This is a genomic window from Blautia acetica, assembly GCF_038739805.1.
GTDB lineage: Bacteria > Bacillota > Clostridia > Lachnospirales > Lachnospiraceae > Blautia.
Map to the genome: position 1 here is coordinate 88,392 of NZ_JBBEWO010000004.1, position 24,649 is coordinate 113,040.

Here is a 24,649-nt window from a genome sequence, read left to right on the forward strand (position 1 = left end):
GAAAATAAATATGATAAGTGTTAAAAAACTAATAGAGTATATTTCCATGGAATCTATTATAAAAAAACGTATAGTAATTCGACTTGATGAAAATAAAAGTTTGACAGAGATACCAGAAGGGATTGTAGAACAAAAATGCTTCTACAAAATTAATTATTATCTTTTTCTATTTATTGCTTTATCAAGTAAACGTAAAAACAAGATCATAATAGATATAAAGCAGATATCAAACTTTATTTGTATTACTTGGTACTATGAATACCATAATAATAAAATTCTATTATCATTATTTTTAAAAATATTAAATAGAAATTTTAAACGAAATGATAAGTACATAGCATATTTAGATAATAAATTTTTTATGTGGCTATGCTGACTTGATTTTTAATTTTATAAAAATTAATGAGGAGATAAAACATTGTATAAATTATTAAAGGATAGTTTAAAAATAAGAAGATACCTTCTAGTAACAATTTTAGTAATACAATTCATATCGGTTATATTATCTACTTTATTACCGTATATGAACGGAATGTTTGTTGATATGCTTATAGACATAAAGAATGTTGAAGAGGTCATAAAATACGCAATAACTATTGCTGGGGTGGGGATTATTTCACTATTTTTGTCATATATATATAACTTAAAAATAATGAAGGTTAAGAATAATATTTCATTTGAAATAAATAGTCGGGGCATACTCCATCTGCAGAAAATTCCTTTAGAGATTGAATATGAACCTACATATATGACGCAACGCTTAAATTCGGATAGTAGAATAGTGGTTGATTTCTTTTTTGATAAAATTATTACTGCTACTATTAATTTATTCGTAATGTTTTTTCTGATAAGTTTGTTATTTTATTTAAGTAAACCGATTTTTGGGGTTACAGGAGTATTTATTCTTATATATATTTTTATTTATTTGCTTTTAAAAGGGGAAATTTATGAAAGAAATTACAAATTTAAGGAAAATCAAAGTGATTTTTTTAATACGTTGAATGAGCAATTAGTATTACGTGAAGAAATTAAAGTGCATTCTATTTTTAATATATTTGGAAAAGTTTTAAATAGCAGTTATAAGAGTTTTTTTTGGCATGCATATAAAGCATATCAAGTTGGACTTCTATTTCAAACATTGGATCAAATTGTTTGTGTGTGTTTCCAAGCAATAACCCTAATATTGGGAGGGGCATTAGTTTTGAAAGGTCAATTATCAATTGGCCAATATACAATAATTAATATATATTTTTTAAATCTTTTAACGCTGATTAAATACTTTTTCGGATTGGGAAAAGAATATCAAGACGTGAAAAGTTCTATTGACCGTATAAATGAAATTTTTAGTATTCCGCTTGAAAATAATGGGACAGTCTGTCTGGAAAAAATAAAAGAAATAGATATAAAGAATTTTTGTATAAGAAATCTTTTTTGCTTTAACGAAAAGCTAGAAGTGAATAATATGTATGTTGTTACTGGAGAAAATGGGATAGGTAAAACAACATTTTTAAAAGGAATGTTGGGATTATTTAATGAATATACAGGGAATGTTTATTATTCAGATGAAAATTTAGGGAAAATAGATAAATTCTATTTAAGGAAAAATAATATATCAGTTATGCTACAGAATGAAAAAGTTCCATATATGAATGTCGAAGAATATTTATGTAAATTTTTGGATAAGAATTCTTTAAAGAAAATTAAAGACGAAATAATACAAATAGGTGGAGGAGAATTATTAAATAAAATTCACTTAGAAGAGCTAAGAAAGAAAAATTTGCAGCAGATTTCAGATGGAGAAAGACAAATAGTTTTATGTTTGAGAACTATTTTGAAAAAAGCAGATATATATTTGTTGGATGAACCTACCACAAATCTTAGTATAGAAATTGCTAATTTATTTTTAGATTTTTTATTGGAAATAAAGAAGAAAAAAATAGTCTTAATAATAAGCCATGACGAAATGGTTATTAATAAAGCTGATATGAAAATAAAAATATCTAAAAATTTAGTAGAGAAGGTGAAAATAATGAAAACGTAGAAATATTGCAGCATTTAGTATTGTGTAGAAAAGTGAAACATTTGCAAGGCTTTATGAATAATTCAATATTATATAAAATTTAGAACACTAAAGTAGTGGAAAGGAGAAAGATGTATTGTGCATCTGTATAATGGGAGATGGGTAAATATTATAAATATAAAAATTTAGAAGAAAATAGGTTCCAGGAATTTGATAAAAGTGATATTTTATCAGGACCATTACACATAGCGATAGATATTACTAATAAATGTAATGCAAAATGTTTGCATTGTTTTAATAGGAGTGGGAACGGATTGTTGCGTAACGAGATTTCAGACAGAGAAATGTTAGAAATATTTAAAGAAATAGCAGTGATAAAACCATTTTCTACATGCTTTTGTGGAGGCGAACCAATGATGAAATATGATTTAGTTTTGCGAGCAACAGAAGTCTTAAAAAATGGTGGAGTCCCGAATATAGCAATGGTTACAAATGGTTGGTTTTTAACTAAAGATAGAGTAATAAGTTTACGAAATGCTGGTCTTACACATATACAACTTAGTCTGGACGGAAAAGATGCAAAAACGCATGAACGTATGAGAGGGATTAATGGAATTTATGAAAAAGTATTGGATGCTTTAAATTTTATTGATGATGCAGGAATTTCCTCGGCAGTTGCTTTTAGTCCGACACAATTTAATATCAAGCAATTTCCAGAGGTAGTTGAATTGCTTCAAAAATTTGAAAATCTAAGGGAAATTAAAGTTCAGCCTTTGATGCCATTGGGAAAAGCGGTTGAAGGAAAAAGTGAATTATTTGCATCGGAAGAGGAATATAGAGAATTAGTTGCATATATCGAAAGATTTAACGCTAAGAGAGATTATAATAACAAGTTTAGAATAGATTGGAGTGATCCTTTAGATCATCTCAGAAGATTTACTACATTAAATTTTAAAAATAATATATTTTCAGAGATAAAGTCAGATGGCAATCTTACAGCTTCAGCTTATATTCCAGTAACAGTGGGAAATCTAAAAAGACATTCTCTAAAAGATTATTGGAAAGCAGGATTAGGAAAAGTTTGGGATATTCCTGTAATTAGAGAACTTGCGGAGTTTGTGGTTTGTATAGAAGATATGAAATACGATTTACAAGAGCTGCCGAAAATTTTTTATGAAGATAATATTGAAATAGATTTAGTAGATGATGATATAATGCATCATCTTGAAGAATTTACACTTGAAAAATTATATAAATAGGAGAGAAAGATGTTTGATAGAAAATGTAAAGATTGCATAGTTTTGAAAAGGATTAAAAATGCTTTTGTTAGAGAAGAACTAAAAAACAGTGAATTGATAATTCAAAATGGTAAAACATACGATGATGCTATTATTATTAATGAGCAAGGAAAGGAAATCTTAGAATTTATAAATAATAAGAGAACAGTAGAAGAAATAATAAATTTAATGATACAAAAATATCCAGAGGTAGAAAAGGACGTGGTAGAGAACGATGTGTATTCTTTTTTATATGAGGGAGAAAGGCGAGAAATTATTAAAGTGAGAGGAGTAGAAAAAATGTATAAAGGACACGACATAAAAAGAATAAATGATTTTGAAATATATAGATGTAGTGAAGGTGATTTAAAGTTAATTTATAAAATTTTAAACGATCAAGATACTATTTTAGATATGAGAGATTATAATACACCTGAAGAATTGTATAATGCAATCAGTATTCGTGCAAAAGTATTTATGTATGTGGAAGATTATTATTTACTTAGAAAAGAGGATGAAATCTATGGAGTTATTAGTATTGTAAATGGAAAAGTTTACATAAATCAAACATCATTTATAGGAAAGATAGTTTTAACGAAGAGTTTCAACCAGCAAGTTTTAAAAGATTTTATTGGCAGTGTTTTAATCAATTATAAAAATGAGGTGAAAAAGGATAGTAAAAAGATACGTATTAGTTTTGAAAATAAAGATACAGAGATATATAAAGAGCTTATTCAGAGCTTAATAGAATTATCTTTTATTAAAGTAGCAGAATTAAAAGATGAACTGACAATTGGACAAGATGTACTAATATACGATTATTTTTATTAAGTCTGTTCCTTGGACGAATTAAACGATAGTATGGTAATACCTTACTGATTGTGAGGAATATTAACCATAAATACTTTTCAGTAGGAGGTGATACGTATGTATGAAAGTCCGGAAATGTACAGTTTGGCTCAAGATGGACAGAGAGGATCTGTAGCAGCCAATACAAATTGGGTAGGAAACGCTGAGGGCGTAGCCAATGCTATAGGATATGCAAATGCGGCTGTTGCAACATTGGCAGGTGTTGCAGTAGTAGTATTAGCAGTTGTTGGAGCTGTATTTACAGTGAAATGATGGTGAGCTAGTGGAGAGAGTTTAGACAGAATATTATTATTGAAATGAGGTTCTTCTAACTCTCTCTGAGTAGAAAAGGAGATAATTATGAGTAATTTAGAAATATTCTTCACACTTTGCATTCCAATTCTGCTTGTTGGATTAGGAATGGGGATGAAAACAAAGACGCCAAAAAAAAATAGGTGGATTGGTTGGAGGACACCTGCGGCAATGAAAAATGAAACCATTTTTAAGAAAGCCAATATATATGCTGGTAAAATTATGTTTAGATATGGATTTGTAATTTTAATATTAACAAGTATAATTGATATTATATTAAGATATGAAAGCATAGGTTCATTTATTACTCCATGGGTTTGTATGGCACAAATAATTATGTGTGTTTTAATGATTAGAAAAATCGAAAGAAAAATTAGAAAGTTTTGAAGTGTTTTATAAGCATGTATAAATAATTATAAGATAAATTGTAATGCAGAGAAAAGTAAATCAAAGGTCTTATTCTTTAAAATGAGTTTAGAATATATAGGACTATTTTGCTTAAGAGATTCTGTTAAACATGATTGACAAGGAGAAAACAATGATAAGAATAAATATAGAAAAAATTAAAAAATTAAGAAATTATTTAGATGATACTTGCTATGACACATTAAACCAAAAAATCAGGCAGCATCAGAATTATTTTTTTAATCCCTTACCAAATGAATATGATAATATTCAATTAGAATTGTTAAAGCTAAAAAAAGACAAAAGAGTATTGTTGAAATTATTATTGCTAGGAGATAAGATTGAATTAAATGAGATTGAAAATACAATTGGTACCGAGTTCCTGAATTTATTGATTGAATTAGGGATTGTTATAAAAAGTGATGGTTATGTTCAGACGGACAGTTATATTATAATTTCCTTTTTGGATAAATATTTTTTAGTGGGATTACCTTATAATAATCCTAATTGCAGGATAAAGGATCCATCTGTTTATATAGGCATGGATACATATAGATTAACAGAGAATATAACATCTAAACGAGTAGATAAAGTTTTAGACCTATGTGCCGGAAGTGGAATTCAAGGAATTTGTGCTGCTAATAAGGCTAATAGTGTTACCTTGGTAGAAATTAATCATAAAACAATTCCCTTTACAAAATTTAACATTGTTTTAAATAATGTTGAGGATAAGGTAAGAGTGAAAGAAGGATCTTTATATGAAAATCTTGGTAATACAACATTTGATGAAATATATGTAAATCCACCTTTTATTGCTGTGCCACAAGACTGGAATTTTCCAATAGCAGGAAATGGGGGAGAAAATGGTTTAGAAATTACATTGAATATTATACGGGGGTATAAAAGGCATTTAAATATCAATGGGCGAGCATATATGGTAGGAGAAGCAATAGGGACAGAAAAAGAACCGTTTTTAATAGATGAGTTACGTACAGAATTAGGCAATGATTTTAAAATAACGGTGATTTTAGATTTTAAATTCTCAATTGAGGCACATTTAAGAAGATCATCTTATGTTGCTATAAATATGGGTAAAATGAATGGTAAAAATGCTGATGAATTGTTTGAAAAATATAAAGACTGGATAAAAAAAGTTAATGCGACTTCTGTGTATAACTATTATTTAAAAGTAGAAAGAACGCAGCCGGCACAGGGAAGCATAGAAGTCATCAATATGACAACCACATGGTCAAAAGATGATGTTCCAGTTTTAAAAAATAATAAAGACTTTCAAATCCAAAAGTTTCCCCAATATTATGCCATTTGTAGAAACGGAAAAATAATTGCGCAGTTAGATGATGCAACATTAACATTTATAAAAAAGATAGATGGTAAATTGACAATAGAAGAAATATATCAAAAACTTTGCGAAGAAAATAAGAATGTAGCAAACTATTTGCCAAGAGTAGAAGCAATAGAAAGCTTAGCGGAAGCGTGTGGAACTTTAAAAGCAAGAAACATTATTGAAAAATGCAATAGAAATTAGCGGAGAGTAGGAATATATGAAAGTATTATATTTATTTTTGCCGGTTCATCCAAAATGTAATACAATTGGAATGCGCTCAATGCCACCACTGGCACTTTATTATTTAGCTACCATTTTAGAAGATAATGGAATTGAGGTGGATATTGTGGATCCGTCCATAATTTCTAGGTCACAATATTTTGATACGAATGTAGAAGCTAAAAAATTTATTGGAAATTTATTTGACAATAAAGAGTATGATGCTATTTTGTTTTCTGCTACAACGGGGAATTGGGGTGTAACCAAAGAAATGATACAACAAATACATGAAGAGTTTCCCAATATACCTATTTGTGTAGGAGGGATTCATGTATCTTATTTTGCAAGATATATAATTACAGGTATGCCGTATTTAATAGCCTTGAAAGGAGAAGGAGAAAAGAATATTGTAAGTGTAATACAAAATGTAAAGAATTATAATGAGTTAAAAAAAATTCCCAACATTGTGTTTTATGATGGGGAACAAGTAGTAGAAACTGTAAAAAATGAATTAATGGAAATCAAGGAGTTGCAGGAAATTAAAAACGTTGACTATTCTAAAGTACCTAAAAATAGTTATGGGTGTATAGGGTTAGAAACTTCTAGAGGCTGCAGATTTAGATGCGTTTTTTGTTCTGTTTTGTACAAACATATATGGAGAGGATTGACGGAGCAATATGTTGTAAATAATATTATGTCTCAAGTAGAAACTATAAAAGAAAAAACAAAAAGTAATTATGCGAAAATATACTTTGTCGATGACTGTTTTACGGCAGATGTTAAAAGAGCTAAGAATATTTTGAATTTACTTTCAAAAAAGAGTTTGGATCTAAGAATATCATTTGAGGCTAGGGTAACTGATTTAATGCAGGTTGGATTTTTGGAAAATATTCCCGAGAAAATTATAGATAATATTCAAATTGGTGTAGAAGCTGGTTACAATGAAGGGCTTAAAAAAGTTAGAAAAGGGATTACTATAGCACAGTTAGAGGAATGTGCGGAACATTTATATGAGTTGGATCTACAAGACAAAGCTTTTTTTTCTTTTATTATAGGATTTCCTTGGGAAACAATTACGGAAATAAAAAGTACAATTTTTACAGCAGCCTATTTATATGATAATTTTAAAATTTTAGCAAATATTAATTGGTTGTGGTTAATGCCTTCTGACTTGTGGGATGAAAGACAAAACTATGGAATAGAGGTTAACGAAAGTATATTTGATGATCCATTATGGTTTATTAATAGAGAATATTTTATGGAAACACATCCTAATATTGAAATAAAGGATATTAGAGCTGTTGAAGAATTGATAAAATATTATGCAAATAAAGGGATACGATTAGCATATACTGGAGTATTGTTTGATTTAGAGTAATATTCAAATGATTTTTTAATAGAGATTTAATCTATACTTCTTATGAGTTGTAGTTGAGGTTATATAATAGGGACAAGAAAATATTTTATAATGTGCGAAAAGTTGGGGAAGTCTAAAACGAGAAGAGTATAAGAGAAATGTTGGCAACTTTCCAGAGCTTGTTTGATAACTTTTGGTGAAAATTCAGTCAGTTAAGGCTTTGGGTTTTTCAGGGTGAATAACCCGTTGTTTCCACCTGCATAGCAGATGCCTGAAACAGGATAAAGCCCATACTCTCCTTAATTACGCTTGCACCTAAAATGATAGATGCAAGCGTTTTACTTTATTTTAGTTTGAGACGTAGGTGCTTAATTTTGAGTAACTTCCAATTTTATCCTTTTATCGTTCATAATGATAGAAAATAGTTTTTTACTCCATCTTGATGTTAAATATTCTGTTTAATAATCCGAGTGATAATTCCAACTGCAACATTCCGTTCTTCATCAATATGTGTCACAACAAAGGACACCTTATCTTTCTTTCCAACGGTGCGGCTGTCGTAGCAACTATGAGCAATGGCGTTGACGCCCAATTCTAACCGGACAAAAACAGTTCCTTTGTGGATGTCTTCCACCGTTCCGGCATATTTTCCCTGTACCCGACAATTTTTCAGATTTTCTTTGCTGGTGTTGCCTTCCACGCTTTTTACATCTGCATGGATGGAGAGCGTTTCAGGGGAATCTCCATCTACGTTCAGAATACGTACCAAAATGTGTTCCCCTACCTGGAATCGCTCCCTGGCATCACCCAGCCAGTCAAAAGACAGATCTCTTGCAAGGATGGAAGTTTCTACACCAAAGATTTCTGCCCGGACTACTTTTTCAGCAACGGCAATGACCCTGGCCTGTACAATACGGTCTTCATGGATTTTAGTCTGCCCGGAAGAGTCCTGATCAAAATAGAAAATCTGACGTTTTTTCAGCATAGCATCTTTCCGGCTGGCAACGATGCTTCTGGATTTGGTATCCAGACCTTTGATAATGAAATCAATTTCGCAGCCAAGCATATTATTCAGAACCTTATTCTGGCGGAGGGAAATGTCACCGTAGTCATGGGCTTCATCTTGGACCAGATTGATCATCATTTCCGAGATAGGGATGACAGCCCGGTAATCCTTATAGTAAATAATTGCTATTAAGCTGCCGGCTTCGGTCTTTTCAATACCGCCCAGAATGCCGGTGAGAATTTTCCGGGTACGATAGGCATTTTGGATGTCATGCCAGATTAAATCCGCTTTTGATTGAGCAGTTTCTAATACAGTATCGGAGTCAAGGGTTAAAATAGGGGTGTTCAGGTTCATTGTTTCGTTTGCCATAAATGTTATCTCCTTTCAAAATGTGTTATGACATGATGGAATCTTTATCTAAAGGAACCATGCCAGATTCGGGGGAATCTTCTATAAAATTTTCCTGAAAGAAATCCTCCATAAAATCATCGGGAGTAGGTTCCTGATAAACGGGTTCGGATGTAAAATGTGGTTTCTGTTTTGCTATTGACGCAGAAGATGAACGGCGTTTCCTTTTGGCTGATCCGGGTGAGGGCTGTGGTCGATACTCTGTTTCTTCCGAAGACCCATTTTTGCGCCATTCAGGTATGTGTTCCGATGCTTTTCTTGGTGTCAGCTTTTTGGCATCTGGATGCAGGGTATAATCGTACTTTTCTACTTTTAGGACTTTTTGCCCACGTAGGATAACCAAAGCAGTATCAAGCGGGAGCCGCAAGATTTCATCTGGTGTTAAGAGTTTTCGTTTGCCGATAGATTTTGTCTGCCGGTATTCCGGTGTATAGTCGGATACCCGCCAGCTATTGAGCTGCTTGGCTTCGCTGCTTACCCCTACGGTCACATCGCCGCTGCGGTTGCTGATAAAGGTAGCAGTAACTTCATCTGTGCAGCCCAAAAAGAGCTGGGTATCACAGTTGCCAATGATTTCCTGCCATTGGTTATAAGGATAGCGGTTCTGCATCTGGGGCAAATTCTGAAAGATGCAGGAAATGCTGAGATTCCGGCTTCGGATTACACTGATTTTCTTATTCAGTTCCAGGATAGCTCCGGTGTTGGCAAGCTCATCAGCCAGTATATGTACAGCAACAGGAAGTTTTCCTTCTTCTCCATACTTATCTGCATAACGGACCAGTTTGATGAAGATGAAGGTCATAAACAGGGAAGATAAAAAATCGAAGGTGCTGTCCTGGTCTGAGGTAATGCAAAAGTAAGCACATTTCTGTTTCCCTGGAAGTGTCAGATCAATCTCATCATAAGAGGTAATCTGCCGAATGAGTTTATTCTGAAATACCTGAAGTCTGGCACCCAATCCGATAATAACTCCGCTTCGCACGGTATCACTGGCTTGTTTGTAGATGCAGTAAGGAACTTTTGCTGGATGGGACACTGGGAGCAGATCAAAAAGACTGTTCAGCTCCTTTTCGGAACTCATGGTCAGCAGCTTATAAACCTGTCCAATATTTCTGGCTTCCGGCGGAAAGCCCTGATCTACATAGAGAACCAGGGCTTTTAGCAGGTTCATCTCCGCATTATCCCAGAAATGATCTCCTTTTCCGGAACCTGTATTCTGGATAATGACATCTGCAAATACCTGAGCCATCGTTTCTTGTCCATTGATTTCACCCAGACAATTCCAACTATCCGAGTTTTCCGGATTGACCAGATTAAATGCTTTTACTACATAGCCCTCATTTTCCAGATAAGCAGACATGCTTTCATAGAGTTCGCTTTTGGGATCGGTAATGATTAAACTTTCCCCGGAAGCGTTGTTGCCTTCCTGCCCTCTGGCGACACACTGGAAAATCATATTCCTGGCAAATGCCCTGGATTTCATGGAACCGCTGGCACCATACACGGCGATATTTTTATTCATTCGTGTTTGATATGGAAGACATACGGCTTTGCCATTTAATTTTCCTAAAATGGTTCCTTTATTTTTCTTGACATCTCCGGTCAGTTCCAAAACTTTCATCATTTCATCTGGAGTCATGAATCCGGATGTACCGTAGGTTCCTTTTGTAGAGTAATTTAAGTTCCGGTCATGGTCACTAATTTCCCCGTTTCTGTCATATCCCATACGCATAAGTAAAAAAGTAAGAAGCCCAAAGAGAACCAGGCAAAGAAAAATCCCATACAAATTGTATGGGAAATCGGTAAGGGCGGTATGAAAGCAGACCAATGGGTGTAAAGAAGCTGCTTGCGGATAGGTTCCGTTGCCGGCAAAGTTTCCGGCAGAAGTCCATTCCTGATAGTTTTTAATAAATTGTGCTGCGTATCCTCCGGCATACAGAGTGCAGACGCTTATGGGAAGCAAAAACAGGAACTTCCACCATTTACGGTTCATTGAAAAACCTCCTTTTAAACTTTTGAAAATCAATGCTGGAGAAGTGTATATCTGCAGTTAGGTATTTTTTCAGGCAGGGAAGCTGAAAGTCAAAGCAAATCAGGTTCCCGGATAGCCCATATACATTTAATCCAGTATTGAAGCGGTTGATACGCTGCATGTCAAAATCATACGCAAGCAAAATAGGATTTTCCTGGCTGTCTATTCCATCATGTTCAATTGGCAGATCCTCACGCTGGGGAAAACAGTCGGACAGTAGTAGCTGATTGAGCTGCATCATACGCTGGGGTTGTACCAATAAACGGAGCAGGTATTCTCCGTAGCTGTTATTGGGCAGGAAATAGAAGTGTTCATACGAAGTATCCAGCATGAACAGTGTTTTTTTGTATCCACCGGTACTGGTAAGGAGCCGGAAAGCCATATCCATATCACTGCCAGTCATGATGGCATAAACGGTAGGTGGCCCATGGTAAGGAAGTCCCTGAAGATAGTGCTGCAAAAAAGCATTGAGTCGGACTTCCGTTTTGTATTCCCATTTTAGAAGTGTATTTCCGGTATTATAAACAGCATAGACACAGTGAGGAGCCATCAGGATTCCTATACAACGGGAATTTTTGATTTTTGTAGTGGATGCTCCAAGATTTTTTATTTCTCTGGAAGAGTAAAACAGAGGAAGGCTTCGCACAGGAAACGTAGCCGCTTCGCTGGATTCAGAAAAAAGCAGCGGCTTTTCATCTGGAAAGAATGGGATTCCGGCATGTGAAAGCGTTAAATAGGTTTCTGCTTTTTGATGAAGTCGCAGCCGTCTTGGTAATTCACTACGTATGAGGTTGGTTTCTGCATTTCCGGTTAAATAGTTTTGAAAACGACAGGGATTTTGCGAAAGCAGCAGTTCTTTTGCCCGTTTGGTAAGGCGATAACCTCGTAGGCCATCTTTATAGTGTGTTCTTATAAGCTTACTCTGCTTTAAATCTGTAACCACCTTCTCTGCATAGGAATCACTCTCAATCAATCTGTTAAGCTGTCCGGAAGGGAATTCCCCACATAGCCCAACCATTTCCAAAAGCTGATATTTTATAGAATCGGTTTTTATCAAATAAGCATCACCTCAGTTCGATTTTTACCTATGACAGCCTATACTTGGGTAAAGTAAGGGCGGTATTAAGCATAAAAAATGCAAAGAATATGGCTTCTTTGCAGAAAAATTACCCATATCGGAAAAAGAAAGAAAAATATCAGGAAATTTCCGATATGGTTTTGATAGACTCTTTTCTATCTTTCAGCCAGCCAGGAAAGATTTCCGGTTCCATTACAAAGATAACGGTGTGATCGTAATTCCCCAGTTCCGTAGTGTGATAGGAGTCGCAAAAGAGTCCCGTATCATCAACCAGAACATAGGAAGCGATAGTATCTAAAATCTGTTTGAACTCCAAATTATCGTAATCACGTATCCGTTGTAAAGAAAGGCTCTGGTCATAAATTTGACTAAAACAGACCACACATCTTTTATATAACGGAATAGAATGTTCTGTCACATAAGTCTGCAAGGCAAGGTTTAATGGCTCATGTAGAAAAGCGGTGTTGGTTCGCAATTTACGTTTGGGCAGTAGTCCTGGCATGGTAATGGAAAGAACACTATTTGAAAAAGAGATTTTGATTCCCTGCACAGCCGCAGCCTGTTTCAGATAGTCTTTCTTTCCAGTGTCAGTTGTGGTATATACCAGATTTCTGAGCTGGCAGGCAATCCTTTCAGAACGTAGGGCAGCACTGATACTCAGCTCTTCGTATTTGTCGGCATACGCTTGAATATCTGTTGTTTTCAATGCAAAAATAGTGTTGTGAAGTTTTTGGACTTCATCATCAATGCTCTGTAAACGGTCAAAAACAGTTTTGGTGTTCATACATACCTCATTTCTTTGCATAATAGCTGACAGATCCGGTAGAGGAGTCTACAAGGCAAAAGGCAATCACGCCTGTGATATGAATTTTTGCAGCCTGTTCTTCTGTTTCTAATACAACCAGCCGTTTCGCATCGCTTTTTGTCTGGCTTTCCATGACATGATTGATAAGATATTCTTGTTCCTGGGGGACATAGAGGACTTCATACCACTCATCTTTAGAGAAAAAGTTCAGTTTCACAGGAAATTCACCGTCAGTATGGTACACAATGGCTGTTTTGAAGTCCAAAAGCACCCAAAAGGATGCAATCATGCCATAATCAGGATTGTTTGCAGATTCCTGGCTGTCGAAGAGAAGCCCGTTCTCCTTATCATAGATAATGCGTTTTTGTTTTACCAGACTTGTGATCAGAGATTTGATAGACTCTCTGTTTTTGGAAAAGAGCCGTAAGACCTGTTCATATTGCAACGAATGGTAAGTTGTAATGAACCGGAGCAGTTGGGCACCTTCCCCTTGATAGATTTCATTTCTTGTTTTCATGGTAATCTCCCTTCATTATATAATAGGAAGTTTTACTTACACTGTACGCACAGAATACGTTTTATTTTAGGGGAAGTACGCTGTACGTACTGTGTAAGTATTGGCTACTGTCAGCGAAAGGTTTACGGGTACAAAAAAAGCACCGATTAAGGTGCTGGGGAAAATAGGAATACTATAAGCAATACCTATTGTAACATGGGTAAAATTACCCTTCAATCGCAGAAGTGTGCCAAGTTGTGGCATATTTAGGAAATGATAAAGACAGTTGAAAACCAATTAGGAAGAAAAAATGTCAATCTATACCAAAAATAAAGACGAAATTCGGAGATAGGATATAATAAAAATCAAGATACTTAGGTATCAAAAGGCCCTAGTTCTGAAGAAAGGAATGGTGGATATTATGAGAAAATTTGACAGAACAAATATGAAATATAACAACCCGGCTGGAGATCTTTTGACAGAATTAGAAGCAGCAGATTTGACAAGTAACAAAGTTGATAGTTTAGCTTCATCAGGTGTGGTTTGCACAATTTCTGTTGAATGCGGAAGTATTTTTACACTTGCTTGTTGCTAATTAACCAAAGATGATTTTAGAACTAGGGCCTGGATTAAGAGAAAGGGAGATAACATGAAAAAATCTAGTTATTTATCTGAAAGAGTGTATGATGCTATTCCGTCTGAAATAAATATGGAGTCTTTAGAGTATTGGAAGAAAATACTGAAGGAGGAAGGATTACAATATGTAAAGAAAAACCACCTTGAGTATTTTTTTGGTTTTATAAATAATTGTGCTTTTAGTAGCCACGAGAAGAGTCAACCACGAAATTTTGTGAAATTGTCTTTGAACAAAAAGGCGTTTAGGCATGAGGGTGAGAAAATGGTTTTCGGAGCATTTTATGATCCTTTTGTGCAAGAGGCAAATAGACAGCTTAGAGAAATAGTTATACAAAGACGATATATCAATGAATCGATTCTATTTGATTTTCAGCAATTTTTGTTTAATTCGCTTAATAATCTTTGTATCCGAACTTTAATTTATGAAATGCATATATGTGGACAAGAAGGCGTGTTAAGGGGAAATGAATCTGAACAGTATCAATATTATATCGACCATTTTTTAAAGGATAAACAATATTTGAATGATTTATTTTCGCTTTATCCAGTGTTAGAAAGAAGGATAAATGAAATTATACAAAATGCGATAGATATTTACAAAGAAGTGATAGAGCGCATTGAGAAAGATGCAGATGTTTTAATGAAAAAATTTAATATCACTGAAAAAGGATTTGTCGTAAACCATCTTTCGACAGATTTTTCTGATTCGCATAAAAAAGGGAGAAGAGTATTTTGTGTGGAATTTGTATCGGGAGATAAAATTTTATATAAACCACGAAGTTTGCAAAATGAGATTAAGCTACAAGAGATTACAAATTATTTCTATAGAATATGTAATTTGGGAAGTTATGAGTATTCTATACTTGATAAAGAAATGTATGGTTGGTGCGAAATTGTAATACAAAGAGATTGTAAGTCTATAGAAGAACTTTCAAGATATTATCAAAGAATAGGGATTATTTTGTTTATAAATTATCTTTTGGAAGGAGGAGATATTCATTTTGAAAATCTCATTGCATGCAATGAATATCCAGTTATTATTGATGCGGAAACATTTATAGGAAATATAGAAGAGAATAATGGGAAAAGTGCAGCAGAAAAAGTGGCTAGTCTTTTAAGAAAATCGGTGTTGTATTCAGGAATACTCCCCTTTTATTCATGGAATAACGCAGGAGATACAGGAATCAATATGAGTGCCATTAGTGGAGAAGAAGGACAAAAATTCCCGATAAAAATCCCCTTTATTATCAATCCGAAGTCGGTTAACATGAGGGTTGTCTATGATTATCCAGTATCGAAAGGAAATCACAATTTGGCAATGCTAAAAGGAAGGTTTATTCAACCCTCCGAATTTGCAGATAAAATTATCCAGGGATTTGAAAGTGCATACTTAGGTGCAATGGAAAATACAGAAACACTATTAAGAATCATACAACAATATGGTGAATTAGAGGTGAGATATCTGATTAGAAATACACAACAGTATGCAATTGTGTTGAGTAGTTCATATCATCCTGAATTATTAGTGGATGGAGGAGCACGAAATTTATTTTTTTATTCATTGGCAAATGGAAATCTTCAAAATCAAAGGAGTAGATCTCTTATTGAGTATGAAATTGAAGATTTATTAAGTGGTGATATACCGTATTTTTATTTTCGTGGAAGTAAAAAAAACATTTATACTTGGGATGGCAGAGAAGTAAAGGATTTCTTTAGTAAGCCAGCTTTGCAGCAAATTGAGGAAAATATACAGAATTTGTCCTATAAGAATTTAGAACAACAGACGCAATATATTAAAATTACTTTTAATATGGAGAATGCAGGAACAAGGAAAATAAAGAATAAAAGGTTAAAACTAGATCTTTATAGTAATATGGCCAAAACGGCAGAAGAATTGGCAAAAGAGCTGCTAGATAAAATAGGAACAAATGCGATTTATAGCGAAGATGGAGCAGACGTTAATTGGATTGGCGTAAAATTATTTGGTATAAAAGAAAATCAGTGGATGATCCAGGCATTACCGAATACATTATATGATGGTACGGTTGGGATTAATTTGGTATTCCATTTATATGAATGGATATACCATGACAGAAAATATCATAAGATTTGTGAGGTTTTAGATAATCGTTTGTTGAGGTATATTGATACTATAAGTGAAGGGGAACAGAATATCGAAGACTTTAATACAGGAATCTTTAGCGGCGAAGGTTCGATTTTATATACGTTGGGTATTTTATATGAAATATATGATGATATCAAGTATAAGGAATATTTCGATAAGTGGCTAAATTGTATGGAAACACTTATCTTAGAAGATCGTTTGTTCGATATGATTTCGGGAAATTCGGGAATAGTTTTGGTTCTGATTAATATGTATAGAAAAACAAAAAAGCCTATTTATCTACAAAAAGCTATACAAATAGCAGAACAATTGATAGAGAATATGATTACTGAAAATGGAAAAGTTGGTTGGAAATCAGAGGTGGTTCCTGAAGTATTGGCGGGATTTGCACATGGAAACAGTGGTTTTATAGAACTATTTTCAAGATTATATGAGGTATATCCACAAACAAAATATTTAGATATCCTTTCAAGTTTAGTAGAATATGAAAATTCTTTATACTCAGAAAAGGATAATAATTGGATTGATTTAAGAAAGTTTTCAGAGGTTGATCAGCATAAGAGTCAACCAATAGCGTGGTGCCATGGAGCTGCGGGTATTCTGTTATCCAGATTAACCTTATATAATGCCATCAAGAATTTAGGAGAAACTGCATTGCTTCAGCAAGCTATTAAAGATATAAGCCTTGCTAAAAATAAATTAATTGAAGACGGGTTACATGCAGGTTTCTGCCTATGCCATGGAAACATGGGAAATTTATTGATTTTAAAAAGATATGCAGAAATTTTTGATGATAAGCACGTAAGAAGCATTTGTGATTCTCGATTTGAACAGATTTTGGAATTCCTTAATGAGGAAAATATATTACCAACAGAATTATACAATCCAGGTTTTATGACTGGTTTATCAGGAATCGCTTATGCTTTGTTAAAATATAAGATGCCCAAATTACCATTGCTTATAGGAGTTGAGGGAATATATGATAGAAATGAAGTTTAGTAAAAATGATGAAGAAGATGGGTTGTTCCGCATAAGTTCGAGAGACATAGTTGGATTTTATAATTGTAGTAGTAAACAAGAGCGTAAGATAACAGACATTATAAAATGCTATGGAACAACAAAAAGCATAAAAGAAGTTGAACTGAAAAACATGAAGCCAGAGGATAATGTTACAGTATCTCGGTATATAGAGAGAAATGTAGGTTCAATTATAAACAAAGATTATGTGATTGAAGGCTTTCTGGGAATGGGGAAGTTGTCCGATTGTAAAGACGAAATGGTTAGCAGATTGGATATATCTAAGAGATACTGCTTAGAAATATTAGTGGCATTTCTTCAAGAAGCAGACATTATTATTTTGCATGAAATGTTTGAAAATGTTTGGAATCATACTATAGAGGAAATTTTAGTTGAATTTTCACTAAGAGGAGCAGTGGTTGTGTTCTCAGAACATGGTGAAGAATCATTGATGAAATTACCAATGCACAGTTACGACCTAAGTGGTAGGTGTGTTGGATGGTAGAATAATTGGGGAATATGATTTTTCATATTCCTTGAGATATATAGGGTAGAAAATATATTTAGCTGCAATGTTTTGTCCCTCCATAGTTAACGAATCTATCTAAATAAGAAATAGGTTATATCAAACAGATTTTACAAAGGAGAAATACATGGAGAGAGTTTTAATAATATCTTATATTATCAGTATGATACTTACGGCAGGCTTTATTTATTGTATTTATAGAGAGAAATATTGGGTTTTTGAATTTGTAAACAGAATAAAGAAGCCGATACAGCAACTTGTTTATGTTTTTCTTATGCTCCTATCATCGTATGCCTATATATGCTTTTCGTTACTCATAAAGGCTGATTTTAATGCTGTGATATGTGCGGTGCTATTACTTCTTTTGATTTGGGCTATGGACTATCTGTTTTCTTTATGTTTTAAAAAAAATGATTTGGGGATAAGTGAAAAAAAACGCTATATTTTTATGGCGTATGTGGGAGCCTGCATATCGGGATTTATTATTGCAAGTCGTGATGCTTCGAAAATGGCTTTAGAAATTCCAAATATAACAATTAGCGTTTTGATCGGAGCTTATGTACCTTTTACATTATTATTAGAGGATGGGAAAAAAGGGAAAGTAGAATTGCAAAGTATGAAAGAAGAATGGGAGGAAAAGTATAAGAAGACATTTCGTGAACGTAAGGTCAAAGACATTCTTTCTGCTCTACTATTTGCGATGGTATATGGCGTTTTACTGGTAGGGGCGTTATCTCCTGCTCAAAATATCATCAATGATATTGCTTCAGGGATAGGAATGGGGATGGCTACAGTGGTTGTTGCCTTTGTAGGGTTGGTTGAAGTGAAAAACAGGTTAACGAAAAGGAGGAATAAAAGAGAAGACGCAGATCAAGAGAAATCCGATACAGAGTAGAAGGGGCAAGACAGCAAGGAGTATTTAGCCGGAATTATTTCAAATGTACCTCACAAGATTGGATGTTGATGCGATATAAATGATATGATATACTGAAGTCCATATTATTAGATTTGTGGAGAAATAGGGATAGCCAAGAGAAAAAATATAAAATTAAATTTTGCAGAAAGAAGGCATTTTTATGAAACTTGTAGGAAGCAGAAAATTAACATGGGGAATTTGCAGTATTGGTGTTTTATTAGCAATAGTAAGCGTGTTTTTCTTACCTCAGATTATTCCTGTTCATTTTGCAAATGGGATAGCAGATGATTTTGGAAATAAGGTAGAGATTTTTTTATTTCCTATTTTGTTAATCATAATTACACTTTTGACTGGAAAAGAAAACATTAAATATTTCCTGACACATTCAAAAACATTTTTGACAGATATACAGTATAATTTGATGATAGATGGCGTTCTCGGAATTGTTTTGATTGCAGAAATTTATGTTATTTATGCTTCATTTGTTTAAGTGTTTCAACAAAAAATTCCAGTTTCTATAAAGAGCAAAGGAGAATGGTCATGATTGATATGCAGAATCAAGAGGAAATTCCGATCTTAGAGGATTTTGCGGCATATATTAGAAATCCAGTATTTATGAAATTTTGTTCCGAGATTAAAAAGAAGTACAGGTGCCATGAAAAAATAGAATTTAGCCGTTGTAGTTTAGAACGTGGTTGGAATGTAAAATTTAAAAAGTCTGGGAAAAGCCTGTGTACGATATATCCAAGAGAAGGGTATTTCACAGTGCTGGTTGTGATTGGTTCAAAAGTAAAAGAAGCAGTTGAGAATATTTTATGCGACTGTGCCCCAGAATTAAGAGAACTTTATGAAAAAACAAGATGGGGAAATGGACAAAAATGGCTTATGATTGATTTAGAAGATCAAGGAGAAATGTTTGCGGATGTACTTCAGCTTATTGAAATTCGCAGGGGATAATCAATTTTGGAGTGTGGAACAAGGAGTAAAGACGGAAGACTGCGAGGTAAACGATGAAGACGTATGAAAATAAAGAGGAACTAAAGGCAGAAATCAAGAGGGCTTACGACAAATATATTGCAGAGTTTAAGGATATCCCGGAATCCTTGAAGGACAAACAATGTATGGAGGTAGATCGAACACCTGCAGAAAATCTTGCATATCAGGTTGGGTGGACCGCATTAGTATTGAAATGGGAAAATGATGAACAGGCTGGACTTCCAGTGAAAACACCATCGGATGGTTTTAAGTGGAATCAATTGGGGGAATTGTATCAGTGGTTTACCGATACCTATGCCCATTTATCTCTAAAAGAACTAATGGGCATGCTGGATGATAATATACAGAAAATTTTTACAATGATTGATTCTATGACGGAAGAGGAGCTATTTTTACCACATAAAAGAAAGTGGGCAGATGAAGCTACCAAAACAGCAGTATGGGAAGTTTATAAGTTTATTCATGTAAATACAGTAGCCCCTTTTGGAACATTTCGGACAAAGATTAGGAAGTGGAAGAAGCTTTTACTTTGACACACAGATAGAGTTTTAGAAAATATCGTGCTTTTTTGTGCAAAAGAAAATAAATATATAATGCTATTTGGAGTGCATATTCAGTTTCAGGATATGCACTTTTTTAATAAAATAAAAGAGACAAACATTATTCAGATTCAAAGGGTAAGAAATTGTGATAAATCTATACGGTATGCTTTAATGGTTTTGGAATTTAACTTTTTTATGGTTTCACATGTTTTGAGATATTCGGATATAAAATTTGATAATTGATCCATAATAGGCACCCTCCTTTGTTTTTTTCAATTATGAGTGCCTATATGGAAAATGTCGATTTTATTTTGGGAAAAACTTATTTAAAGTTTCCAGTGTCCCCTTTGCAGAAAATCCCCATAGTATGCTGCTAAGAGCGTTAATAGCAGCCTGCCTCCTTCGGTAGTACGTCCGGTAGGAGATACTGGGAACGTGCTTTTCCAACTCTTCCAGGATTTCCTCTGTATTTTTCAGTTCATGGGGAGACAGAAAGGCGTAATATAATATCCAGTAATATTCTTCCCCATGCTTATGATTTTTCCGGAGCAGATCCACAGAAGAGAGAAGCAGCTTTATCATTTTGTTACTGCGGGCAATGCTTTTTGCCCATTCTTCAATCTGGCTGTCTCCCAGATCTGCTCCTGCAGCATAGATGGAATCTAGAAATTCGTCTACACTGGTGTTGTATTCCAGTTGGAATTGAATTTCCACCTGCCGGACAGCAACCATCAGGCTATAAGTAGAATCCCGGTAACAACGGAGCAGCTTATAGGTATCATGGTACAACGGATTATTTTCTACTTCAGCAGAAACAGGGTGGTGATTTTTCTTTGCCATTATACAACCCCTCCTTTCAACAGAACTTCTGGGATTTCAGCGAAGGCAGGTAAGGTATGCTGCAGAGGCGGAGTATGCCCTGGGACGTTGGTGACGGCGTGATTTTCCGGTTTTAGTTTTAATTCAAACTGATAGGCTGCTTTCCCCCAGGGGCAGATAATACGTAGTGAATATAGATATATACTATCCTTGCAGGCTGATAAAGGAGATAATATATACTTTGTTTTGGGGCATCTACAACAAGAAATGCCTTGTATTTCCAGTATTTCAGCGACTTTGCGAACAATGACTTTGATGTGCGATTCTGGAACGCAGGAGCCTTCCTGTGAAACGATGATTTGTTCGTCAGTAATAGATTCTGAAACGCATTCAGAATTGTTTTTGTCAGGCAAGGTATCTTCGGTTATATGTATTGGCAGTTGCATTTTCATGGCAATTTCCTCCTTATCAATCATGACATCACTGATATTAAACATAACGGACAGATAATTACGCAGATATACCATGCTACCATGTTTCCCGGAATAGGAAATCAGTGTGATCATGTCGGTATCTTCAAGTTTTTTAAGCAGACGGGATACAGAAGATTTCGACTGTTTCCAACGTCTGGCAAGTTCCTGATAACTGAACAAGGGATTTCCAGTCTGATTGCGAAAATATACTACTGGACCGGCATCAGAGCCTTGCACAGATGGATCATTATAGACTGCATGAATCCAAAGATCCAAAAGAGCATCCATTTCTGAACATTTTCCCAGTCCGATTAGTTTATGAACATCTGCGATTGGAAAAAAGAAAAACCCGATGTCTTTTTTGCATGGGTAATTATAGGAAAGGGCAGTATTATCTTTTGGCCAGTCTTTGATCTTGTATTGGATAATCTTATTTTTTTCGTGCAGTGAGTAGGTTAAAAGGTTTTGCTCAACCAGGGTATCCAGTATGGATATGACCTGGTGCTGGAATTTTTGGCGGAAGTGAATCTGTAGTTCTTTAAGAGAACAGATCCATTCGCCAGGAACAACTTTGTAAGTAAGGTGTTCGATGTTCCGATAAGAGGAGCTGTAATTTGCATAAGAACATAAAATGAGAAAATAAAAAAGACAGGAACCTCCGTTGGTACGGATGCTTCTGTCTTTCATAAGGGTTTGTATAAATTCCCGGTAAATCCGGCAGCGTGGAAAATCCACAATTTGTTTTAATTCTAATTGATAATTCACGATAAACCTCCATATAATATTGTAGTTGTAGTAAAATAATTGTAGACGAAAGATACTAAAATGTATATAATATGCCCATAGGGGTGCTAAGTGGCATAGATTTGGCACAGTAAAATACCTGATATGGCATGAAAGCAACATGAAAATTAGGGTGGATATAAGGTGGACAGTTTGGAAAACCTTAGAGTTTTAGAGGGTTCCGAGGTTTTTTTCCGGGGTCTGCAACACCTCTATCACCAGTTCAAATCTGGTTGGCGCCTCTTTTTTATATTCCTCCTTAGCTCAGTCGGTAGAGCATGCGGCTGTTAACCGCAGTGTCGTTGGTTCGAGTCCAACAGGGGGAGTTTTTTGTATTTTAAAATCTGCATAGATGTTTGATATAGATGAAGTTTTTGAGAGGCGGTTCCTGATTGGTCGCTTCTTTTTTTGTATGTTAGTTATGGTAGGTTGTCTATTTTTTCACGCAAACATCAGTAAGGGAATATACTAATAAGAACAAAAAACCAAAGGAAAGCAGTCATATGGCATCGATGGAGCATAGAAAGGCATTTTATCGCACAGAGGGAAAACATTACCGACAGGAAGCGGAGGCAGAAAAGGAGAAGTCCCTGATTTATTCCTATTATCCTAAGGAAACGGTTCTGGCCCAGGCGTTTGTAGAAGATGCATGCGACAGACTGGACTATGAGGGCAGCTTTATCTATGATGAATATCCGGATAAGTGGCAGATAGAGAGAACCTGCCGGGAAATCTGCAGGCAGATGGAAGGCGCAGGAGAACTGGAAGCAATGGAAAGCAGGGGAAAGAGGCAGGAGGGATTCTGGGAGACCCTGACGGGGACTTTGCTGTGCCAGGAAATTTACCGAAGAAGGTGCAGAAGAAATCGCTGCAGAAAACTTTGGTGAAAAAGAGAAAAGAAGTTCTCCAAAACTGTTCTTTTTGGGGTTGCGGATTTCCGCTAAAACTTTTACAATAGTAGTGAATTGCAGGAACTTTAAGAGAATAAGGGGAAATAGAAAAATACAGGGGAAAATTATGACAGATTTAAGAGAATTTTTGAATAAATATGTGAATGTAAATCTCAGACGAGTGATTGTCAGTAATGCCAGAAAAAAAGACGGCATTTCCAAGATACAGGTGCGTCCGATACAGATGAAAAACGGAATTTTTTATCAGGTAACAAGGACGTTAGGGCCTAAAGAAATTCACGAAAATTATGAAAAAGAGGCGTTGGTATCTTATTTATGCTGCCAGATGACAGAAAATTTCCGGCAGCTCCAGCTTGAATCCAGGACTGTACAGGGAACGGTTCTGGTAAGTAAGAAGGGAAGTATGAGAATTACAGTGAAAGAACAAAAAGGGAAGAAGGCCCAGGAGTATCCGCCTATGCTTTCACACAACAGGACGAAGAATTATGTACTGAAAGAGGGAATTCCCGTGCCCTGGCTTGTGGACCTTGGGGTTATGAGCCAGGAGGGAAAGGTGAAAAATTCCAGATATGACAAATTTAAACAGTTAAACCGTTTTCTGGAGTTTATTGAGGATATTCTGCCAAAGCTTCCAAAAGACAGAGAAGTGGAAATTCTGGATTTCGGGTGCGGAAAGTCGTATCTTACGTTTGCAATGTATTACTATTTGAAAGAATTGAAACATTATGATATCCGTGTGACAGGACTGGATTTGAAAGCAGACGTTATCGAAAAATGCGAAGCACTTGCCAGAAAGTACGGTTATGAGAAGCTGCATTTTCAGCAGGGAGACATTGCGTCCTATGAAGACATGCAGAAAGTAGATATGGTGGTTACGCTTCATGCCTGTGATACAGCTACGGATTATGCGCTGGCAAAAGCAGTGCAATGGGGTGCAGCCGTGATTCTTTCTGTACCCTGCTGTCAGCATGAATTAAATGGGCAGATCGATAATGAGATGTTGGCGCCCATTTTGGAATATGGAATTTTAAAAGAGCGTTTTGCAGCGATTCTCACAGATGGCCTGCGGGCACAGATGCTGCAGAGTGCAGGATATGATACACAGATTCTGGAGTTTATTGATATAGAACATACACCGAAGAATCTTTTGATTCGTGCGGTAAAAAATGAGAAAGTAAGAAATGAAAGTACGAAAAAACAGCAAAGGAAGGCATGGGAGAAGTGTATAGAAGAAGTTCATGCAGTGCCTACGCTCCAGAAGCTGTTGTTTGAAACCATAGATTAGGAAGGATTTTA

At 34.9% G+C, this 24,649-nt stretch carries 23 protein-coding genes and 1 tRNA gene; 17 read left to right on the forward strand and 7 right to left on the reverse strand.

What is annotated here, in order from left to right; all coding sequences use genetic code 11:
- The first annotated feature begins 418 nt into the window (after window positions 1-418).
- From WBS51_RS04200 to WBS51_RS04230, 7 genes are all read left to right on the forward strand, one after another.
- The gene (locus WBS51_RS04200) at window positions 419-2,041 is read left to right on the forward strand and encodes an ATP-binding cassette domain-containing protein (RefSeq protein WP_117942317.1); all 1,623 of its coding nucleotides are present in this window, start codon (window positions 419-421) and stop codon (window positions 2,039-2,041) included.
- 137 nt (window positions 2,042-2,178) lie between these two features.
- Window positions 2,179-3,279 (forward strand): radical SAM/SPASM domain-containing protein, encoded by a 1,101-nt coding sequence (locus WBS51_RS04205; RefSeq protein WP_117942318.1) that lies wholly within the window; start codon window positions 2,179-2,181, stop codon window positions 3,277-3,279.
- Between the two features lie 9 nt (window positions 3,280-3,288).
- Complete coding sequence (locus WBS51_RS04210) at window positions 3,289-4,128, forward strand: PqqD family protein (RefSeq protein ID WP_117942319.1); 840 nt, start codon at window positions 3,289-3,291, stop codon at window positions 4,126-4,128.
- A gap of 96 nt (window positions 4,129-4,224) precedes the next feature.
- Window positions 4,225-4,419 carry a hypothetical protein gene (locus WBS51_RS04215; protein WP_117942320.1) on the forward strand — a complete coding sequence of 65 codons (195 nt, stop codon included), beginning with the start codon at window positions 4,225-4,227 and terminating at the stop codon, window positions 4,417-4,419.
- 87 nt (window positions 4,420-4,506) lie between these two features.
- Window positions 4,507-4,845, forward strand: coding sequence for an SdpI family protein (locus WBS51_RS04220; RefSeq protein WP_117942321.1), 339 nt, complete (start codon window positions 4,507-4,509; stop codon window positions 4,843-4,845).
- A gap of 151 nt (window positions 4,846-4,996) precedes the next feature.
- Window positions 4,997-6,409 carry a methyltransferase gene (locus tag WBS51_RS04225; RefSeq protein WP_173819807.1) on the forward strand — a complete coding sequence of 471 codons (1,413 nt, stop codon included), beginning with the start codon at window positions 4,997-4,999 and terminating at the stop codon, window positions 6,407-6,409.
- A gap of 16 nt (window positions 6,410-6,425) precedes the next feature.
- On the forward strand, window positions 6,426-7,805 hold the full coding sequence (locus tag WBS51_RS04230; protein WP_118064627.1) for a B12-binding domain-containing radical SAM protein: 1,380 nt from the start codon (window positions 6,426-6,428) through the stop codon (window positions 7,803-7,805).
- 424 nt (window positions 7,806-8,229) lie between these two features.
- Here WBS51_RS04230 and WBS51_RS04235 read toward each other — a convergent pair whose 3' ends face one another.
- From WBS51_RS04235 to WBS51_RS04255, 5 genes are all read right to left on the reverse strand, one after another.
- Window positions 8,230-9,159, reverse strand: coding sequence for an RNA-binding protein (locus WBS51_RS04235; protein ID WP_117942325.1), 930 nt, complete (start codon window positions 9,157-9,159; stop codon window positions 8,230-8,232).
- Window positions 9,160-9,184: 25 nt separating this feature from the next.
- The gene (locus WBS51_RS04240) at window positions 9,185-11,191 is read right to left on the reverse strand and encodes a VirD4-like conjugal transfer protein, CD1115 family (RefSeq protein ID WP_118062078.1); all 2,007 of its coding nucleotides are present in this window, start codon (window positions 11,189-11,191) and stop codon (window positions 9,185-9,187) included.
- On the reverse strand, window positions 11,181-12,173 hold the full coding sequence (locus WBS51_RS04245) for a hypothetical protein (RefSeq protein WP_226824572.1): 993 nt from the start codon (window positions 12,171-12,173) through the stop codon (window positions 11,181-11,183). Before WBS51_RS04245 ends, WBS51_RS04240 begins: the two co-directional genes overlap by 11 nt.
- Before the next feature lie 253 nt (window positions 12,174-12,426).
- Window positions 12,427-13,092: a DUF6100 family protein gene (locus tag WBS51_RS04250; RefSeq protein ID WP_025579351.1), complete on the reverse strand. Its 666-nt coding sequence runs from the start codon at window positions 13,090-13,092 to the stop codon at window positions 12,427-12,429.
- Window positions 13,093-13,099: 7 nt separating this feature from the next.
- Window positions 13,100-13,630 (reverse strand): DUF5697 family protein, encoded by a 531-nt coding sequence (locus tag WBS51_RS04255; RefSeq protein WP_054338136.1) that lies wholly within the window; start codon window positions 13,628-13,630, stop codon window positions 13,100-13,102.
- A 400-nt stretch (window positions 13,631-14,030) separates the two neighbouring features.
- On the opposite strand from WBS51_RS04255, the gene WBS51_RS04260 reads away from it, so the two are divergent.
- The 7 genes from WBS51_RS04260 (at window position 14,031) to WBS51_RS04290 (ending at window position 20,358) form a co-directional block, all read left to right on the forward strand.
- Entirely contained in the window at window positions 14,031-14,204 is a 174-nt protein-coding gene (locus tag WBS51_RS04260; RefSeq protein WP_114002469.1) for a plantaricin C family lantibiotic, read from the forward strand.
- Between the two features lie 54 nt (window positions 14,205-14,258).
- A complete protein-coding gene (locus WBS51_RS04265; protein WP_118062079.1) occupies window positions 14,259-17,369 on the forward strand; it encodes a type 2 lanthipeptide synthetase LanM family protein in 3,111 nt (1,036 codons plus the stop codon).
- The gene (locus tag WBS51_RS04270) at window positions 17,350-17,892 is read left to right on the forward strand and encodes a hypothetical protein (RefSeq protein WP_054338131.1); all 543 of its coding nucleotides are present in this window, start codon (window positions 17,350-17,352) and stop codon (window positions 17,890-17,892) included. The genes WBS51_RS04265 and WBS51_RS04270 overlap by 20 nt, the downstream gene beginning before the upstream one ends.
- Window positions 17,893-18,040: 148 nt before the next feature.
- The gene (locus WBS51_RS04275; RefSeq protein WP_114002467.1) at window positions 18,041-18,808 is read left to right on the forward strand and encodes a hypothetical protein; all 768 of its coding nucleotides are present in this window, start codon (window positions 18,041-18,043) and stop codon (window positions 18,806-18,808) included.
- Between the two features lie 181 nt (window positions 18,809-18,989).
- Complete coding sequence (locus WBS51_RS04280) at window positions 18,990-19,319, forward strand: DUF1648 domain-containing protein (RefSeq protein WP_054338147.1); 330 nt, start codon at window positions 18,990-18,992, stop codon at window positions 19,317-19,319.
- Between the two features lie 50 nt (window positions 19,320-19,369).
- On the forward strand, window positions 19,370-19,786 hold the full coding sequence (locus WBS51_RS04285) for a DUF3788 domain-containing protein (RefSeq protein ID WP_054338130.1): 417 nt from the start codon (window positions 19,370-19,372) through the stop codon (window positions 19,784-19,786).
- Window positions 19,787-19,839: 53 nt separating this feature from the next.
- Window positions 19,840-20,358 (forward strand): ClbS/DfsB family four-helix bundle protein, encoded by a 519-nt coding sequence (locus WBS51_RS04290; RefSeq protein ID WP_054338129.1) that lies wholly within the window; start codon window positions 19,840-19,842, stop codon window positions 20,356-20,358.
- Between the two features lie 315 nt (window positions 20,359-20,673).
- Here WBS51_RS04290 and WBS51_RS04295 read toward each other — a convergent pair whose 3' ends face one another.
- Window positions 20,674-21,207, reverse strand: coding sequence for a hypothetical protein (locus WBS51_RS04295; protein ID WP_015526878.1), 534 nt, complete (start codon window positions 21,205-21,207; stop codon window positions 20,674-20,676).
- Window positions 21,207-22,424 (reverse strand): MarR family transcriptional regulator, encoded by a 1,218-nt coding sequence (locus tag WBS51_RS04300; protein WP_055154206.1) that lies wholly within the window; start codon window positions 22,422-22,424, stop codon window positions 21,207-21,209. The genes WBS51_RS04295 and WBS51_RS04300 overlap by 1 nt, the downstream gene beginning before the upstream one ends.
- 271 nt (window positions 22,425-22,695) lie before the next feature.
- Between WBS51_RS04300 and WBS51_RS04305 the strand changes: the two genes are divergently transcribed.
- The 3 genes from WBS51_RS04305 (at window position 22,696) to WBS51_RS04315 (ending at window position 24,638) form a co-directional block, all read left to right on the forward strand.
- Window positions 22,696-22,768 (forward strand) — tRNA-Asn (locus WBS51_RS04305).
- Between the two features lie 177 nt (window positions 22,769-22,945).
- The gene (locus WBS51_RS04310; protein ID WP_226853537.1) at window positions 22,946-23,329 is read left to right on the forward strand and encodes a hypothetical protein; all 384 of its coding nucleotides are present in this window, start codon (window positions 22,946-22,948) and stop codon (window positions 23,327-23,329) included.
- A gap of 130 nt (window positions 23,330-23,459) precedes the next feature.
- Window positions 23,460-24,638, forward strand: coding sequence for a class I SAM-dependent methyltransferase (locus WBS51_RS04315; RefSeq protein ID WP_173748871.1), 1,179 nt, complete (start codon window positions 23,460-23,462; stop codon window positions 24,636-24,638).
- The last annotated feature ends 11 nt before the right edge of the window (window positions 24,639-24,649 follow it).